This is a genomic window from Psychrobacillus lasiicapitis (assembly GCF_006861795.1).
Classification (GTDB): domain Bacteria; phylum Bacillota; class Bacilli; order Bacillales_A; family Planococcaceae; genus Psychrobacillus; species Psychrobacillus lasiicapitis.
Map to the genome: position 1 here is coordinate 292774 of NZ_VDGH01000003.1, position 15931 is coordinate 308704.

At 36.8% G+C, this 15931-nt stretch carries 15 protein-coding genes and 2 pseudogenes; 11 read left to right on the top strand and 6 right to left on the bottom strand.

Annotation, left to right across the window (positions count from 1 at the left end):
- Window positions 1-195: 195 nt before the first annotated feature.
- The 4 genes from FG382_RS06420 (at window position 196) to FG382_RS06435 (ending at window position 2307) form a co-directional block, all read left to right on the top strand.
- The gene (locus FG382_RS06420; protein WP_142538079.1) at window positions 196-1101 is read left to right on the top strand and encodes an AEC family transporter; all 906 of its coding nucleotides are present in this window, start codon (window positions 196-198) and stop codon (window positions 1099-1101) included.
- Between the two features lie 138 nt (window positions 1102-1239).
- A complete protein-coding gene (locus tag FG382_RS06425) occupies window positions 1240-1458 on the top strand; it encodes a spore coat associated protein CotJA (RefSeq protein WP_142538080.1) in 219 nt (72 codons plus the stop codon).
- Window positions 1455-1721, top strand: coding sequence for a spore coat protein CotJB (locus FG382_RS06430; protein ID WP_142538081.1), 267 nt, complete (start codon window positions 1455-1457; stop codon window positions 1719-1721). Before FG382_RS06425 ends, FG382_RS06430 begins: the two co-directional genes overlap by 4 nt.
- Window positions 1722-1737: 16 nt before the next feature.
- Complete coding sequence (locus tag FG382_RS06435; protein ID WP_142538082.1) at window positions 1738-2307, top strand: manganese catalase family protein; 570 nt, start codon at window positions 1738-1740, stop codon at window positions 2305-2307.
- Between the two features lie 125 nt (window positions 2308-2432).
- Here the strand turns inward: FG382_RS06435 and FG382_RS06440 are convergent, their stop codons facing one another.
- Window positions 2433-3995 (bottom strand): histidine kinase N-terminal 7TM domain-containing diguanylate cyclase, encoded by a 1563-nt coding sequence (locus FG382_RS06440; RefSeq protein ID WP_142538083.1) that lies wholly within the window; start codon window positions 3993-3995, stop codon window positions 2433-2435.
- 213 nt (window positions 3996-4208) lie between these two features.
- On the opposite strand from FG382_RS06440, the gene FG382_RS06445 reads away from it, so the two are divergent.
- Window positions 4209-4937 (top strand): polysaccharide deacetylase family protein, encoded by a 729-nt coding sequence (locus tag FG382_RS06445; RefSeq protein WP_142538084.1) that lies wholly within the window; start codon window positions 4209-4211, stop codon window positions 4935-4937.
- Between the two features lie 82 nt (window positions 4938-5019).
- On the opposite strand, the gene FG382_RS06450 is transcribed toward FG382_RS06445, so the two are convergent.
- The 3 genes from FG382_RS06450 to dacB form a co-directional block, all read right to left on the bottom strand.
- Window positions 5020-7113 carry an MMPL family transporter gene (locus FG382_RS06450; RefSeq protein ID WP_142538085.1) on the bottom strand — a complete coding sequence of 698 codons (2094 nt, stop codon included), beginning with the start codon at window positions 7111-7113 and terminating at the stop codon, window positions 5020-5022.
- Window positions 7114-7217: 104 nt separating this feature from the next.
- On the bottom strand, window positions 7218-7790 hold the full coding sequence (locus FG382_RS06455) for a TetR/AcrR family transcriptional regulator (protein ID WP_142538230.1): 573 nt from the start codon (window positions 7788-7790) through the stop codon (window positions 7218-7220).
- A gap of 144 nt (window positions 7791-7934) precedes the next feature.
- Window positions 7935-9419, bottom strand: coding sequence for a D-alanyl-D-alanine carboxypeptidase/D-alanyl-D-alanine endopeptidase (gene dacB / locus FG382_RS06460; RefSeq protein ID WP_142538086.1), 1485 nt, complete (start codon window positions 9417-9419; stop codon window positions 7935-7937).
- A gap of 219 nt (window positions 9420-9638) precedes the next feature.
- On the opposite strand from dacB, the pseudogene FG382_RS06465 reads away from it, so the two are divergent.
- The 3 genes and pseudogenes from FG382_RS06465 to FG382_RS06475 all read left to right on the top strand — a co-directional run.
- Window positions 9639-9881, top strand: a pseudogene (locus FG382_RS06465) (PadR family transcriptional regulator); the annotation flags it as partial.
- Between the two features lie 33 nt (window positions 9882-9914).
- Window positions 9915-10079, top strand: a pseudogene (locus FG382_RS23190) (DUF1129 family protein); the annotation flags it as partial.
- 49 nt (window positions 10080-10128) lie between these two features.
- Window positions 10129-10944 (top strand): DUF2785 domain-containing protein, encoded by an 816-nt coding sequence (locus FG382_RS06475; protein ID WP_142538088.1) that lies wholly within the window; start codon window positions 10129-10131, stop codon window positions 10942-10944.
- A 51-nt stretch (window positions 10945-10995) separates the two neighbouring features.
- Here FG382_RS06475 and FG382_RS06480 read toward each other — a convergent pair whose 3' ends face one another.
- Together FG382_RS06480 and FG382_RS06485 are read right to left on the bottom strand one after the other, a co-directional pair.
- Entirely contained in the window at window positions 10996-12243 is a 1248-nt protein-coding gene (locus FG382_RS06480; RefSeq protein WP_142538089.1) for an erythromycin esterase family protein, read from the bottom strand.
- Window positions 12244-12321: 78 nt separating this feature from the next.
- Window positions 12322-13056, bottom strand: coding sequence for a class I SAM-dependent DNA methyltransferase (locus FG382_RS06485; protein ID WP_142538090.1), 735 nt, complete (start codon window positions 13054-13056; stop codon window positions 12322-12324).
- Window positions 13057-13193: 137 nt separating this feature from the next.
- Between FG382_RS06485 and FG382_RS06490 the strand changes: the two genes are divergently transcribed.
- The 3 genes from FG382_RS06490 (at window position 13194) to FG382_RS06500 (ending at window position 15887) form a co-directional block, all read left to right on the top strand.
- A complete protein-coding gene (locus FG382_RS06490) occupies window positions 13194-13886 on the top strand; it encodes a TVP38/TMEM64 family protein (protein ID WP_142538091.1) in 693 nt (230 codons plus the stop codon).
- Window positions 13887-13901: 15 nt separating this feature from the next.
- On the top strand, window positions 13902-14642 hold the full coding sequence (locus tag FG382_RS06495) for a metallophosphoesterase family protein (protein ID WP_142538092.1): 741 nt from the start codon (window positions 13902-13904) through the stop codon (window positions 14640-14642).
- A gap of 207 nt (window positions 14643-14849) precedes the next feature.
- Window positions 14850-15887, top strand: coding sequence for a PTS sugar transporter subunit IIC (locus tag FG382_RS06500; protein WP_142538093.1), 1038 nt, complete (start codon window positions 14850-14852; stop codon window positions 15885-15887).
- The last annotated feature ends 44 nt before the right edge of the window (window positions 15888-15931 follow it).

The following is a 15931-nucleotide window of genomic DNA, read 5'->3' on the forward strand; positions in this document are numbered from 1 at the left end:
GGGTTTTTTCATCCCCCACTGATTGTTAGTTGAACCAATCGGGCTTTTACGGACAGTTGATCTCCCACTTATCTTTTCGCTTTTCTTCAATCTTGAAGTGGGAGTCTTACTGCCCGTTAATGCGGGATAAAAGTGTTTTGTTATGGATGCTCGCTATCTATAACAGACTTGTAATTTGTTGATGAGGTGAGTTTTGTGGATTTATTGTTAATTATTTTACCTGTTTTTATTATCTTTTTTATTGGGTTTATTGGACAGAGATTAATAGGGTTTGATATTAAGTCTATTTCGACCGCGGCTCTTTATCTTATGTCTCCTTTTTTAGCTTTTCGCACATTTTATACGCATGCGTTAACCATTGATTACTTTTATATGGTGTTAGCTTGTGTCCTTCTCATATTCGGACTTTTCCTTTTCGTATGGTTAACTGCACGTATGATGAAATCTTCTCGTCCTCAATTTGCGGCGTTAATGCTAGGTGCTGCCTTTCCCAATAGCGGTAACTACGGAGCTCCAGTTGTTCTTTTTGCTTTAGGTGCCGTGGGTTTTGATTATGCTGTTATCATTATGGTATTACATGGTTTATTCATCAATACATTCGGAATTTTCTTTGCTTCTTTAGGTGGGGAAGAAAAGGCATCGTGGCGTCAATCTTTACAAAGGGTCATCCGCATGCCGCTCATTTATGCAGCAACCTTAGGAATCCTTTTGCAATTAGTCGGTGCTTCAGTTCCAAAATCGATCATGGATGGGATTGGACTAGTGGCGGATGCGTCTATCCCAACGGTAATGCTCGTTCTTGGTATGCAGCTAGCCGTTATTTCAAGGAAAAAGGTTGCTTATCGATATGTATCGGTTGCGACTATTATTCGAATGGTAATTTCCCCTGTTATTGCAGCACTAGTCGTATATTTTATGCCACTGAATGATCTGATCAAAACGGTCTTTATCATACAAGCAGCCATGCCAACTGCCGCGAATACAACACTTCTCGCGCTTCAATTTGGCACAGAACCAGATCTTGTATCTTTCACGACATTTATTACAACCATTATTAGTATTTTCACTATTCCTTTTGTATTATTTTTCCTTGGAATATAATTCAATAAAAAGCCTTCTTTTATTTCGCATGAGCAAGAAGGCTTTTTTTTCATCTCTACACAAATTCCCAAGAACAAGTTGTCCTCCAGTATCATTTAGGCGCTATCTTCATAGGATAGTCTGAAGGAGTGATTTGGTTTGAATCAATCGCAATTCCGAGGAACTTATAGACCGTATGTATCTCCACGGGATCCATGTCCGCCTATTTTAGAAAAAACTTTTGTTTTGCCACCTCAGCTTTTTACAAATTTCCAAAAGCCTGGTCTTCCACAGAATTCACCGGAAGAAGCCCTTAAACAGGGTTCACTTTGGCCACAATTTGTGGATGGGTTTTATCGCGAGGAGGGAATTTCATGAGTCCACAGGAAGAAGAATGGCAGTTACTTAAAAAAGTACAACAAGCCGATTTCGTAGTCGTAGAACTTACCCTATATATAGATACACATCCCAATGATATGGAAGCAATTCAACAATGGCGAGAAGCAATAAAAGAAGCAGCAAAGGTCAGAAGGCAATACGAATCAAGATTCGGACCCCTTTCTCTTCTATCTGTTCCTTCTGCACAAGCAATCGAGGTAGGATGGCACTGGAACTCTACGCCGTGGCCATGGCAAAGATGAGAAAGGAGAATCTGGAATGTGGGTGTATGAAAAAAAGTTGCTTTACCCCGTAGAAGTAACCACTTGTAATCCAATGCTTGCAAAGTATCTCATGGAACAATATGGAGGAGCTGATGGGGAACTTGCGGCCGCTCTCCGGTATATGAACCAGCGATACACTGTTCCTGACAAAGTTATTGGTGTTTTAACCGATATTTCAACAGAAGAGTTTTCTCATCTTGAAATGCTTGCCACGATGATTTACAAGTTGACGAAAGATGCCACACCTGAGCAGTTAGAAAAAGCAGGGCTTGGAGCACATTTTGTCAATCATGGACATTCACTTTTCTATGAAAATGCTGGTGGTGTTCCTTTTACAGCAACCTACATTCAATCTAAAGGAGATCCGATTGCCGATTTATATGAAGATATTGCTGCCGAAGAAAAAGCACGTGCAACTTATCAATGGCTAATCGACATATCAGATGACCCGGGTGTAAGTGATGCACTCAGATTTTTAAGAGAAAGAGAAAATATCCACTCCCTACGATTTAGAGAATCTGTGGAAATTTTAAAAGAAGAAAGAGACCGAAAAAAGATATTCTAAAAACATATTATTTTAGCTCTTATCATCACAAAAGCGTTACTGGCACGTAAGTTCCAGTAACGCTTTTACATTTTACCATACATAAAAAACACAATAGTAAAGTTAATCCCAGCTAACAAGTATTTTCATTGTTCGAATGGTAAGGAGAATTCTTTTTGTCTATAAAGGTGAACACAGTTTCTACCATTGTCTTTTGCTTTATACAGAGCCTGATCTGCCTGTCTAATAAGCATTTGTAACAGTACCCTATTATCCCCTGTTTCAATGAATGCGTTTGAAATACCGAAGCTTGAAGTTATACAAATTTCTTTCCCATTAATACTCGTACGATTTGCAAATACTTTTTCTCGTATAAGATCAGCTACTTCGTGCGCCTCAAGTAAAGAGGTATGCGGCATACATAAGATGAACTCTTCACCGCCATATCGTCCTATTAAATCTGTGGCTCTTAAGCTTTCTTTTGCAATGCTTGTCACTTGGGTTAATACAATGTCTCCTGCCTCATGACCAAATGTATCATTCACTTTTTTAAAATGATCAATATCGAACATAATAACGGATACATTCCCTCCAGTCATTTCAAGATTGTCTATTATCATCTCCGCTTTTTTCATGAAAAAAGTTCGATTAAGCACCTGGGTTAAACCATCCATACTTGCTAATTGCTTTAGCTTTTCCTGTAGATTTACTCTTTCGGTTACATCAGCGAAGGTTATAATCTTTCCCAGATGTATCTTCCGCCTATTTTGGATGGGTGAAAAACTTATATGAAAATAAGTAATTTTATCTGCTATACATATTTTATAGTCACATTCTTTGCCTACTTCCATAATTTCAGCAAGCGCGCTCTCATTACCAAGTATATCCATTAACATCTTTCCAATGGCTCGGTAATTTAAATTGGGGATTACTTTTAAAATGGCCTTATTGTAATCGACTATCGCTCCATTTTGATTTAATACAATAACTCCTTCTTTCATACTTTCAAATACTTTATCTCTCACAATCGGCGATACATGAAACATTTGAAAGGATAAAAGCGCAACACCGTGAAAAATAAATGTAATACTCATAGACACAGGTCCAAGATCGATTCCATATGGAGTTAAATCGTTTAAATATAAACAGCTCGCTAGAATAGGAATCATAAGCCCAGTTACCATTAACAAGACTTGCATTCGGAATCTAAATTGAGATTTTTTCAATTGCCTCAACAACACAATAATTGCTATCATCAGACACAAGAAAACAAAAATGGAATGAATATAAAACCAAGGACCATATTCTAATTCTAAAATTGGAGACGGTCCCTCATTATTTAGCTGCATGGAGACGTAATACAAATGGTGAAGATTGTTTGTGTTGAGCATAAAAATAGTCATGATCGGTATCATAAAAAGTACATAATAGATCCACTGCTTCAGCTTTTGTCCCACATATTCAACACACATAATTAAAACGAAGACCGGTATAAAAGGTAAGGCAAGATACTCCATTCTTAACCAAAATTGCACTTGCTCCAAGGATGTACTTGCTAGTTCGAAGGCATAAGAAAATGTAAAGATGGTCGATAATAATGTTACAAAAAAATAGGGTAGTGCTCCAGGTGCTTCCTTGAGCTTTAAATGAGCATACAAACATAAAAAGAGGCTAATCGTCCCAGCTAATATAACTATTAGTATGTACATTAATAATTATTACTCCATTTCCAATTACTTCATATAGTTATTTGTATTATATAGCAGCTTATAACCCTCTGACTATACTAAAATTTTGGATAATTTATAGGTAAGCTTAAATTGTCTAAAGGAAAAGCTACTGTATAATCTGTCTGTATAAGTGAACAATAATTACAACGAAAAAAACTTCCCTCACTGTAGTTGAACTAGGAGGAATTATTTATGAAGTCTTTAGTATGGAAGATTGGATTATTTATTATTTTGATATTTTGTATCGCTTATGCATCCTCCGCAATGGATAAAGGGAGACCGTATTATGAACAGAGGGGTTATGTGCTTTGGGACATTCAGACGGAGGAAAAAGTTATTGCCCTCACCTTTGACGATGGACCCCACTCTACCTATACTACGCAAATTTTGGATTTACTAGCGCAATACGATGCTAAAGCTACATTTTTTGTGATTGGTGAACGCGCTGAAAACATGCCTGATATAATTCTGAAGATGGGACAAGAAGGTCATGAAATAGCCAATCATACGTATACTCATCCATATAAAATCACCCCTGAAAAACTAGAAGATGAATTAAAAAAGACAAATGAAATCATCCATGATATAACTGGTACTTATCCGCTGTATTATCGTCCTGTAGGAGGAACTTATGATGATGGAATCATCAATACAGCTGTAGAAAACGGCTACAGAGTAGTGATGTGGTCATGGCATCAAGATACCGAAGATTGGAAATCTCCAGGTGTGGATAAAATTGTATCGACCGTTCTATCCGGTGCCAAACCAGGCAATATTGTACTGTTTCACGATGCGGGTGGAGATCGCTCTCAAACGGTAAAGGCACTGGAAGAAATCCTTCCAAAACTACAAGCTCAGGGATATGAGTTCGTTACTATATCAGAGCTACTAGAAATAACAAGTATGAGCTTGAAAAACTAACCTATTCCTCGTTATAATACAGCAAATTTTTATAACAGTATTCTTACAAGCGGCTAGCATAAGTAAGAATACTGTTATGTTTTTAGTTTTTATCTTTTTCAAATAGAACGATTAAAGCTGGCAGAAGAATACCTCTAATGAGGAAAGTATCTAATATAATACCAACAGCGACGATGAAACCGAAGACAAAAAGGAGCTGAATCGGCTGCGTCATTAGCACGGCAAAAGTTGCGGCCAATAGAATACCTGCTGAAGAAATAACCCCTCCTGTATTTGTTACTGCAATTTGAACCGCTTCTTTTACATGGTGCTTTTTACGTTCTTCTAAAAACCTCGAAATTAAAATAATATTATAATCAATTCCCAGCGCTACTAGGAAGACAAATGAATACAGAGGAACTCGATTACTTATGGTATCTATATCGAAGAATAGATTCGATAAAAACATTCCAAGACCAAGTGCCGCTAAGAAAGATAATAATATCGTTCCCATCATATAAATCGGCATTTTTAACGATCTCGTTAAAACGATTAACAAGGTGAAAATCAAGAGAGTTTCAAGTAACACGATGACGATTAAGTCTCGATCGTTTACCGAACGATCATCTACTTTAATAGCCGTTTCACCAGCGAAGAACAGCTCCCCTTCAGCGTTGCTAGCTTTTACAATGTTCTCAGCATTCCTTACCATTTCTTCGAGCGCGTCCATCGATTTCTCGGAATACGGACTTTCTCCAAACGTTAATTGATATTGAACCGCAAGACCATCTTCTGAAACTCCTGTTGGACGAACAGAACTAACTAATTCTTGTTTAGACAACTGTTCCATTACACTTGCTTCAACGTCTTCTGTAATTTCACTAGCAGATTCAAACAAAACGGTCGTTGGGGCGAGATCCCCTTTTTCAAATTTCTCTTCAATTATTTCATATCCTTCTCGAGAAGGCATATCATCCGGGAAGGACTTGATCGTATCAAACTCATATTTCATGTTGAACATATTCAACGCTGAAACTACTAATATGATTAATATAGAAAAAGCAGCAATAAGTGGTTTGTTCACAACGAACGAACCGATCTTATTCCATAACGAGCTTGCTTTTACTTCTTGCTCTTCGTATTTTGGAATACGAGGCCAGAATGACTTACGTCCGAATAAAGTAAATAAAGCTGGGATTAACGTTACCGAAGCAAACATAATGACGAACATCGTAGTACCAAAGATTGGAGCAAAGTTTTTATAATCTCCAAAGTTAGCGAAAAAGAGCACAAGCATTGCAACAAATACTGTACCTCCTGCAAAAAACACTGGAATTCCGGTCTCGCGCATCGCCCACTTCATCGCATCAAATTTTTGTTCATAGTTCTTCAATTCTTCTCTGTAACGAGAGAATACAAATAACGAGTAATCGATTGTTGCGGCAAATAAAAGAATGGACATAATGGAAACCGATTGACTAGCTAATTCCAATCCATTTGCCCCTAAAATTCCGAGCAACTGATTTACAACTTGATACACAATTGCAGCTGCCAAAAGCGGAATCAATGCTAATAAAGGAGAACGATAAATTACCATTAACAGGATCAATATAATTCCTACCGTCGATAACAATAAAACAACATCTGCTCTAGAAAACAAGTTGGTCGTATCTACAGCAATTCCAGCGGGACCAGTCATATAAACAGTAGAACCTGTTTCATCAGTTACTATTTTTTTGGTTGCTTCCAAACTAGCTTCTAGTTCATCTGTTTCTAAAGATGGATCAAAACTAAAAGGAATAACAACTGTATTTTTATCCTCTGAGAAAAAACCTGCAAGTGCTTGAGGTGGCAAGCTGCTAAATGAAATCATTTCTTTTAATCCATTTATATTAGCAGAGCTTACTTTGTCTAAAGCCAATCCAAGCGCTTCCACATTTATTTCCCCTTCTTCCGATTGTAGAACAAGGATTCCTGGAATACTTTCCGCGTCTTTAAAATGTTCGTCGATATTCTTTTGAGCTATAACTGATTTTGCATCCTCCGGTAATGAATCTACACTAGATACTTTATATTCGCTTGCACTTGGTGCAAAAACAGTTAAAAGAACTGTAATAGCTAACCAGATTCCTAGTGTCGTCCACATTCCACTCTTTTTAGCTACAAAATCTGTAACATGACGTAAAGCTTTTTTCATTTTTCTCCCTCCATAACCTTTTTAAGTGACACTAGTGTCACTTTTAATAAAAAAAACATAACTATCCTTTTCATTATGTGCAAAGGTGACAGTTATGTCAATTATCATTTTTCGAACATCCCATGACTTAGTATTTCTTTGATAGAAGAAACCCATTCCGCTTGCGGTATTCCAAAATGGTTTGGGATTGCAATCGTTTGAAAAATCATACCTAGTAGAACTGCAGTAGGAATATGATTTTTAATCACATTTTCTTGCCTTCCCAATTCAATAAAACCTTGAAATTGTTCATACATATCCACATAGTATTCACTTAGCTTGGATTTGTTATCTTCCACCCTTTTTGTTGTACTAATGGGAATTTGGGGGATGATTTCTACTACTTGATGTATATTGCTCTGTTCGAAGATGAAATCAATTATAAGATCAAATTGCGTTTGGAAATCCCCTGACTTATCAAGGTCATTAAATTTCTTTAGAAACCTATTCATCTCATACATAAGAAATTCAGATATTAACTCATCCTTATTTTCATAATACTTATATATACTTCCTCTTGATACATTTAAGACCGATGCTAATTTACTGAAAGTAAATGCTTCATACCCATCCGCAATAATCATTTGTTTCGTCGCTTGGAACAAATCCTCATCTGTATATTTTCGTTCACGTGCCATTTCTTTCACCTCGCTACTTACGTAATTATAGTACATGACGCCCATTTCATAAACAATCTCCAAATCAAAAATATTACAGAAGTGGTAATGGTGCTAGGCACCGGTAACCCCTCTGTAATATCAGTCGAATTTCTTTTCTTTTAGTTATTTATAATTAGTGATTGTCGTTGCAAGTTGGTCTATAACCGGAATTGTGCTTGTTTTGTTTTTCTCGGTTAGTACCGTGAATATAAGCGTTTCTCCGTTTTTCGTTTTAGCATACCCTGAAAGTGATTTAATATTTTCGAGACTGCCTGTTTTTGCTTGTATATTTCCCTTGGCCGGAGCTGATTTCAATCGATTACGGAGTGTTCCTCCTACAAATCGGTCGGATACTCCTGCAATCGGGAGACTTTTATAATACGTATTGTACCAAGGCTCTTTGCGAACAACATACAATAACTGCGACAGCTGGCTAGAACTAACTTTATTTGAATAAGACATACCAGATGCATCTTCAAATTTCCACTTTGTTACGTCCAATCCAACTGAGGCTGCATACTCATGCATGACCAGTAAACCTGCATCCCAGCTGCCTTCTCCATATTTAACTTTACCCATTTCTTTGGCTAACATTTCTGCATGCGTATTATTGCTTAGTTTCATAAAAGGAATGATTAATTCTTTCAATGGCATGGACTTGCGTGACACTAACACCTTTGCATTTTTAGGAGTTTTTCCTTCTATAACTTTAGAAGATGTCGCAAAGGTAATACCTTTTTCCGCGAGTGATCTTTTGAAAATATCTAGCGCATAAATAGTTGGATTAGTGACGGATATCCATTCTTTTACCCCGGAAGTACCAATTGGTGAGTTTCCACTGATAATAACTTTATTGGTCCCCACTTGTCGCGTAATTTTTAATGTATTTTTGCTTCCTTTAGGAACTGTTTTGGAGTTATTTACAATTTTTAAAACGCTTGTAATAGGTGACATCGATACTTTAGTCGCTTTCCCGTTTGTTCCCGGCTTTGCTTCCACAATGACAGAGCCTGCATCGAAATCTCCGTTAGGCGAAAGTGTTAGTGCAGAAATTGGCGCTGCATAATAATAGGGCTCGTCCTCTGCTAATATCCCTGCAGATAAGCGAACATTATCGTACCATGTATCGTCACCGACTAAATTACCAGAAACCCTTTTGATCCCCTGCTTTGCTAAACTACTCGCAAAATTGTCAAAGTGGTTTTTCAATAAAGTCGGATCCCCTTGACCCTTTACATACAAATTGCCATTTAGTGTTCCATTTTTCAACTTGCCGTCAGTTAATACAATAGTTGAAAAGCGATAGTTCTCTCCAAGATTTTCTAGAGCAGCAGCTCCTGTCAGCAGCTTTAGTGAAGAAGCAGGAGTAATTTCTTTGTCTCCATTATATTGATAAAGAACTTCTCCAGTGGATGCTTTTCGAACTGTCACACTAGAGGTAGCGTTTTTCATCCTACTATCTGCCATTATATTATTTAGCTTATTTTGTAAGTTTGCATAAGAAGTGGCTGCCTCTACATTGGAATCTTCTTCTAAAGGTATAAATGCGCTACTACTGATCATCAAAAGAGCAACGAAACTAACTAAAATTTTTCTCCAAACGTTCACTATGTACCTCCCATGTTGAATTATGTAGTTATTTGTATTCTAACACTTAATTGTCAGAAAATAAGTTGATTTATAAACTTTTCGAAAATGCGTTCTAATTGCCTAGGTGACATTAAATTTCTTTCTATATTATACTCAAACTTACTACTTTGCTTAACAAGTAGTTCCTTTCTTAGAACACTATCTTGTTAAGCAATATAGTTGCTAGGAGGATTATTTATGTCAATTAGAAGTCAGCTGCTAAAAGGAATTTTAGATGGATGCGTACTTGCCGTTATTGAAAAAGAACCTGTTTATGGATATGAATTATCCCGTAGTTTACAGGACATTGGTTTAGCAGAGGTTAGCGAAGGAACAATTTATCCGGTTTTATTACGATTGCAAAAAAATAGACTTATTATTGGCGAAATGATGCCTTCCCAATCTGGACCAAACCGAAAGTATTACTCGTTAACTCAGAAGGAAAGGAAGCACTAATAGTCATTTCGGAAGTGAATTAATTGCACAAAAAATCAAAAAAGAAATTTGCTTACAGAGGAAAATGAAAAGTACTACTCGAATTTATTGCTTTATATACGAACGAAACTCAGCCTATCGGAACAACAGTCGGAAGAAGTTTTAATGGAAATGTTAGATCACTTATTAGAAGGTCAAAAGGAGTCGGTGCAGTGCTGGTACTTATATCTTGGATTATGAAAGGGAGAAAAAAATGACGAAGTTTGAAGATATATTAAAATGTATTATAGTAGATGATTTGAAACTTGTATCACTTGATATTTTAGATGACATGATTGAAAATATCGGTTCAACAGACCCTATTTTAAGAGATAAATTAATATACACTGCTTTTGGGACGTTAATTATTAAAGATCATCTAAATAAACAGCAGCTGGAATATATTTTAAAGAAGCTACTAGAAAATGAATTACTAGTAAAGAATATCGAACAATCTTCGTCCGACTTTGTGTTTACACGATCGTTCACTTCACTTGTATACGCTGCCATATTAGAATACGATTCGAGCAAACAAGTAGTAGATGAGGATCTAGTAAGAAAAGTAATAGATACTACTCATGACTATATGACAAGAGAGAATGATCTAAGAGGTCATGTAGCTCGGAAAGGATGGGCCCATGCAGTAGCACATGGAGCAGATTTGTTAGATTCAGTGATCAAACATCCATTAGCAACTGAACATGATGCACGAAAAGTGCTACAACATATCGCTCGATTTATCACAATCGCTAATGGTTACCAGGATGACGAAGAAGAACGCTTATCCTATTCTTTTGTAACGCTAACAAAGCATCAGCTTCAGGAAACAGAAATCACGAATTGGTTACTAGAGCTTCATCAATTCCTGGTTTATAAAGAAGCAAAGGCCGATGGGGCATTACAACCCTATTACGCGAATCTTGCATTTAAAAACTTCCTGAAATCAACCTACTTCTTACTTGAAAAAGAAGCTATTCAAAAAGATTTGAAAGAGACAATTAAGCAACTGGTATTAAAATTACTCTATTAGAAAGCAAAGGTGCTCCAGTAATCTGCGAGCGCCTTTTTTGATTTCCAAATCTTACATTGGGATCGGCGAAAGTGCCTTTGTTTGATCCATATAGATAAACGCATCATAACGACTGCCAATTTTAGATGGGACATAATTGCCGTAAGCCTCAAATTCAGGATGATACACTACCCCTATGGCGCGGTGTCCAATCCAATTATTGAATATGGATCGATTTTCTTCATTGAATATTAACAGCTTGTCATACGCACCAGCATTATGTAATGCAGCTTCCCATGATTCTTTTCTTGCTGGAGGTACTTCTATTTCCTTATAGGGGAGTCCCCATTCGTTCGAGGCGATAACCGTACCTCTATGCGTACCAAAGCCAATAGCAAATACATTTTCTTTTCTATTTTGCAAACGCAAAATTTGACCGACATTTACCATGCCCGCTGCTTCCATATCGGTTGCAGATGCATCCCCAATATGTGTGTTATGTTCCCAAATGATTATTTTCGCATCTTTTCCATGGTAGTCCATAATTTCATTGATTGCCTCGACCATATGCTCGTCCCGAACATTCCATGACAACTCATCACTTCGTACCATCGCACGGTAGTATTCTTCTGCATTTCTAGCGACCATTGCATTTATCTTTAAATTTAAATCTGTTTCTTCGGCATCTTTGTACTTGTCTTCGTGAGCCCGAATAGAAGTTAACAGCTTAGATACTTCATCAACACATGCATCTGAGATATTGACGGAAGAAAATGCATAGGTTTCAGGATGACGGTTAAATGGCTCGAAACAAGAGAAGGCTTTTTTGGCAAACGCTAGATCCGTCCCTTGGGGGTTAGTCCTACTCAAATAATTGATTACTTCATCAAGTGATTCCCATAGACTATACACGTCAATTCCGTAGAATCCCACCTTCTCTTCTTTTAGATCGTTGTAATTTTTTAACCATGTAACAAACTCAGCGATTTCTTCATTTGCCCACATCCATGTCGGAAAGCGTTTAAAGGCTTTAAATGCTTGTTGCACATTCTCAGGGCCTTCTTTATAGCCTTTTATATACCTATTAATATGCTGAGTAGACGGCCAGTCTCCTTCCACCGCAATAAGAGTGAATCCTTTCTCTTCTATTAACCGTTTCGACAACTCCGCTCGGGCTGTATAAAACTCGGAAGTTCCATGGCTTGCTTCTCCTAATAAAACAATTTTAGCATCTCCAATTGCTTCCAAGATCGGTGTTAAATCTTCATTGTTTTCATATGGTAAGGCATAATCTTTAATCGCTTCTTCTAGTGGAATCAATGAAAACACTCCTTTTGCATTCAGTTTGAGTTGGGTACCTGCCTTTCATTCATCTCACTGATACGATTCCCTCTTCGCTTATGCTTTCAAACAAGAAAATGCTAAAACGACAGGAATCCTGAGTCTTCTTTCATATTCCTCTTCGCTATTAAAATGGGCTCGCTTTGGAGTGCCTTCTCGTAAATCCAACACGGAGAAACCTGCATTTTTTAGTGCGGTAAAATATTGTTCGATTGTCCTGTGGTATTTAACAACTACTTTGTCTATCCATGGTTCTTTTCGCTCTCCTGCCAGAAAATAATCGTCCACTACCCAATTCCCCCGTTTGTCCCCGGCCTGCTTACTAACAAATGAGGACGTTGTGAGCGGATGTTGCACACTAAATATAAACCTTCCATGATCACTTAATGCATCGTGTACATGGTTAAACAGTTTTTGAATATCTTCTATATAATGAATAGCAAATCGAGAAGTAATGATATCAAATTCATTTACAGGAAAATGAAAAGATTCCATTGTGCCGAAATGGATAACCCCGTTCCTATTAAATAGATTCTCTTTTGCAGCGGCTACCATTTGTTCCGAACCTTCTATTCCTAAATAATGCTTAGCACCCTTTTCTAATAATTCTTTCCCGAACGCAGCATCCCCACAGCCTAAATCTAATACTTTCTTTTCCATAAAATCATCCATCAGTTCATAGATGATTGGACCCTCTATTGCATTGTTTGGGCTATCCAGTCTGCCCCTTCTTTTCATATAATTCTTGAAAAACTCTGCTTGATCGTATGCACTTGACCCCTTAAATTCCATAGCATTCCCTCTATTCCCATTAAGATTTATCTCTATTATTCTTAGCTTAGCAATTTACTTTAGATTTTACAAAATCATGGTACTATTGAATAATAATTCTCTTTGAACCGTACATTGTATAGAAAGCACGGTGACTTATGAAAACTATATTAAATAATCTAACAAAAAGACAATGGTTATTATGGTGTGGATTGTTCCTTTTCGGCTTATTTTTTATATTGAATAGAGAGTTAATCATGTTACTTTGGAACGGTGACGTAGAAGCAATTCGACAGTTTTTAAATAAAAATATGGGATATGCTTTATTTTTCATGTTTTTAGTTATGCTTATTCAAAACTCTTTTACTATTTTTCCATTAATTCTTGTGATTACGATTAATATGACGCTATTTGGGTTTATCAATGGTTTTATATGGAGCTGGTTAACGGGTGTACTTGCCTCATTACTTGTGTATTATGGAGCGCGCTATATTTTTCAAGAGGTTATTGCAGAAAAATTTAATACAAAGCTGATAGAAAAAATCGATGCAAATGGATTTGCTTATGTATTTCAGGCAAGAATCTTTCCCTTTGTCCCTACGAGTTTAGTCAATATCGTTGCAGGGCTAAGCACAATCCGATTGCTTCCTTATTTACTCGCAACCTCTATCGGTAATTTTATTTATTTCTTTATTCTCGCTCTCATACCTGCAGGAATACTGTCCGCCAACTGGGATGAATATATTATTTGGATTATTATCGCAGTAGCGATCCTCTTATTTTATTTATCTAAAATAGTGAAACGAAAAAGAAATGCTGCTCATGATGATAAGGATAAATTATTCCCTTGAACGGAGTGAATACATGTGAAAATTGCTATACTGACAGATATTCATGGAAACGAACTAGCACTTAAAGCAGTTTTGAAGGAATTAGACGTACGTGGAGATATAGAAGAAATTTGGTGCCTTGGCGATATGATTGCCATGGGTCCAGACACGAATGAAGTGTTAGATTTACTATTTTCCCGTCCAAACATTCGAATGATTACAGGAAACCATGATGAAGCCATCCTGTCACTCATCGGAGGCGAGGGACATCCGGAAACCTATAAACACACACGCGAACACCACGAATGGGTCGCAAAGCAATTATCTGCTGAAAATGAGACTAAGCTAAGGCGATTGCCACGAATCATTGAAAAAGAAATTAATGAGACGCGCACCATTGGAATTCACTATCATATTGAATTAAATAAGCGTAACGCCCATATTAAAGACGAGCCTTTTCACAGTATACTAGAGCCAACTCTACATAATATGGAGAAAATGTTCGCCCATTACCCTGCTGATATTATTTGTTTTGGACACAATCATCCTGAACATCTTTTTAAAAATGAACATCAAATTTATGTAAACCCAGGTGCACTAGGTGTTTCAAAAGGAAGTACGGCTCCTTACGCGATTATTGACTTTGCAAAACTGAAGCAGCCAATTATTCAAATTCATCATGCACCATATGATAAAAAAGCTTTTCTACAAAGATTTGAGACCCTTCAAGTCCCACAAAGAGAAATCATGTTTAAACTTTTTTATGTTGGTGAATAAATTAACTTTTACAAATAACTCCCTTTAAACAATAAAATGTTCAAAGGGAGTTATTTTGTTTTCAATCACATAAATACACCTAAATATAATATATTCTTGATGTCATTTCTTACACTCTCACTTTAAAGCGTTAAAGTATATTGAATGTTTTCTGAATACTCCCTATAATGAACAACAATATACATAATAGAAATGGAGATTAGTAACGTGAAAGAATTTTTCAATAAGTTATTAACCGGGATGAGCATTGGGATTGTAGTAGCATTGATCCCCAATGCATTGTTAGGGGAAATTTTAAAGTTAATAATCCCTCACGTTCCAGCTTTACAGCATTTGTTTGATATCACTGTGTTTGTTATGAGTTTATTGCCGGTAATGATTGGCGTTATGGTTGGGATTAAGTTTGAACTAACACCCATTCAAACAGCTAGCGTTGGTATTGCAGCGATGGTCGGTAGTGGTGCGGTTCAAAAAACAGCAGATGGCTTATTTGCACTTCAAGGTATTGGAATTGTTATTAACACGGGAATTACTGCTGCACTAGCAGTTTTATTTGTCAAACTAGTCGGTGACCGATTAAGAGAATATTCCATTCTAGTTATTCCTACTTTAACTATTTTAGTTCCGGGGATGATTGGATATTTACTATTACCATTTATGAAAAAATCCACAGGTTTACTAGGTCAAGGCATTGCACATCTTACAACACTACAGCCAGTTTTAATGGGTGCCATTATTGCAGTAGTTTTTAGTCTCATTATCCTATCCCCTATTTCTACTGTTGGAGTTGCTACAGTTATTATGCTCTCTGGTATTGGATCTGGTGCCGCAAATCTAGGTATTGTTGCAACTGGGTTTGGTTTGGCCATTGCAAGCTACAAAGCAAATAGCCTTGGAACCGCTCTTGCACATGTGCTCGGTTCTCCGAAAATTCAAATGAGAAACTTCTTTATGAAACCAAAGATTGCTTTTCCTATGCTAATTAGTGCAGCAATACTAGGTGCACTCGCAGGAGTACTTAACATCCAAGGAACACCTTATAGTGCTGGGTTCGGCATATCCGGATTAGTTGGACCTTTAAATTACATAAACTTAGCGGATGGCGGATGGACTTTAGAAAATATCACCATCATGTTAAGTACCTTTTTAATACTCCCGATTCTATTAAATATCGGTCTCATCTATGTCTTCTCTCGAAAGTTAAAACTGATTAAAGCAAATGATTATAAATTAGATTTTGAATAAAAATAAATGCCAGGAACCAAACTTTATAATAGTATGGTTCCTGG

What these genes read in the sequence shown, in the direction of transcription:
- FG382_RS06475 (WP_142538088.1), top strand. Translation starts at nt 10,129, where the DNA reads ATGACGAAGTTTGAAGATATATTAAAATGTATTATAGTAGATGATTTG.
- FG382_RS06430 (WP_142538081.1), top strand. Translation starts at nt 1,455, where the DNA reads ATGAGTCCACAGGAAGAAGAATGGCAGTTACTTAAAAAAGTACAACAA.
- FG382_RS06445 (WP_142538084.1), top strand. Translation starts at nt 4,209, where the DNA reads ATGAAGTCTTTAGTATGGAAGATTGGATTATTTATTATTTTGATATTT.
- FG382_RS06490 (WP_142538091.1), top strand. Translation starts at nt 13,194, where the DNA reads ATGAAAACTATATTAAATAATCTAACAAAAAGACAATGGTTATTATGG.
- FG382_RS06440 (WP_142538083.1), bottom strand. Translation starts at nt 3,995, where the DNA reads ATGTACATACTAATAGTTATATTAGCTGGGACGATTAGCCTCTTTTTA.
- FG382_RS06485 (WP_142538090.1), bottom strand. Translation starts at nt 13,056, where the DNA reads ATGGAATTTAAGGGGTCAAGTGCATACGATCAAGCAGAGTTTTTCAAG.
- FG382_RS06450 (WP_142538085.1), bottom strand. Translation starts at nt 7,113, where the DNA reads ATGAAAAAAGCTTTACGTCATGTTACAGATTTTGTAGCTAAAAAGAGT.
- FG382_RS06435 (WP_142538082.1), top strand. Translation starts at nt 1,738, where the DNA reads ATGTGGGTGTATGAAAAAAAGTTGCTTTACCCCGTAGAAGTAACCACT.
- FG382_RS06455 (WP_142538230.1), bottom strand. Translation starts at nt 7,790, where the DNA reads ATGGCACGTGAACGAAAATATACAGATGAGGATTTGTTCCAAGCGACG.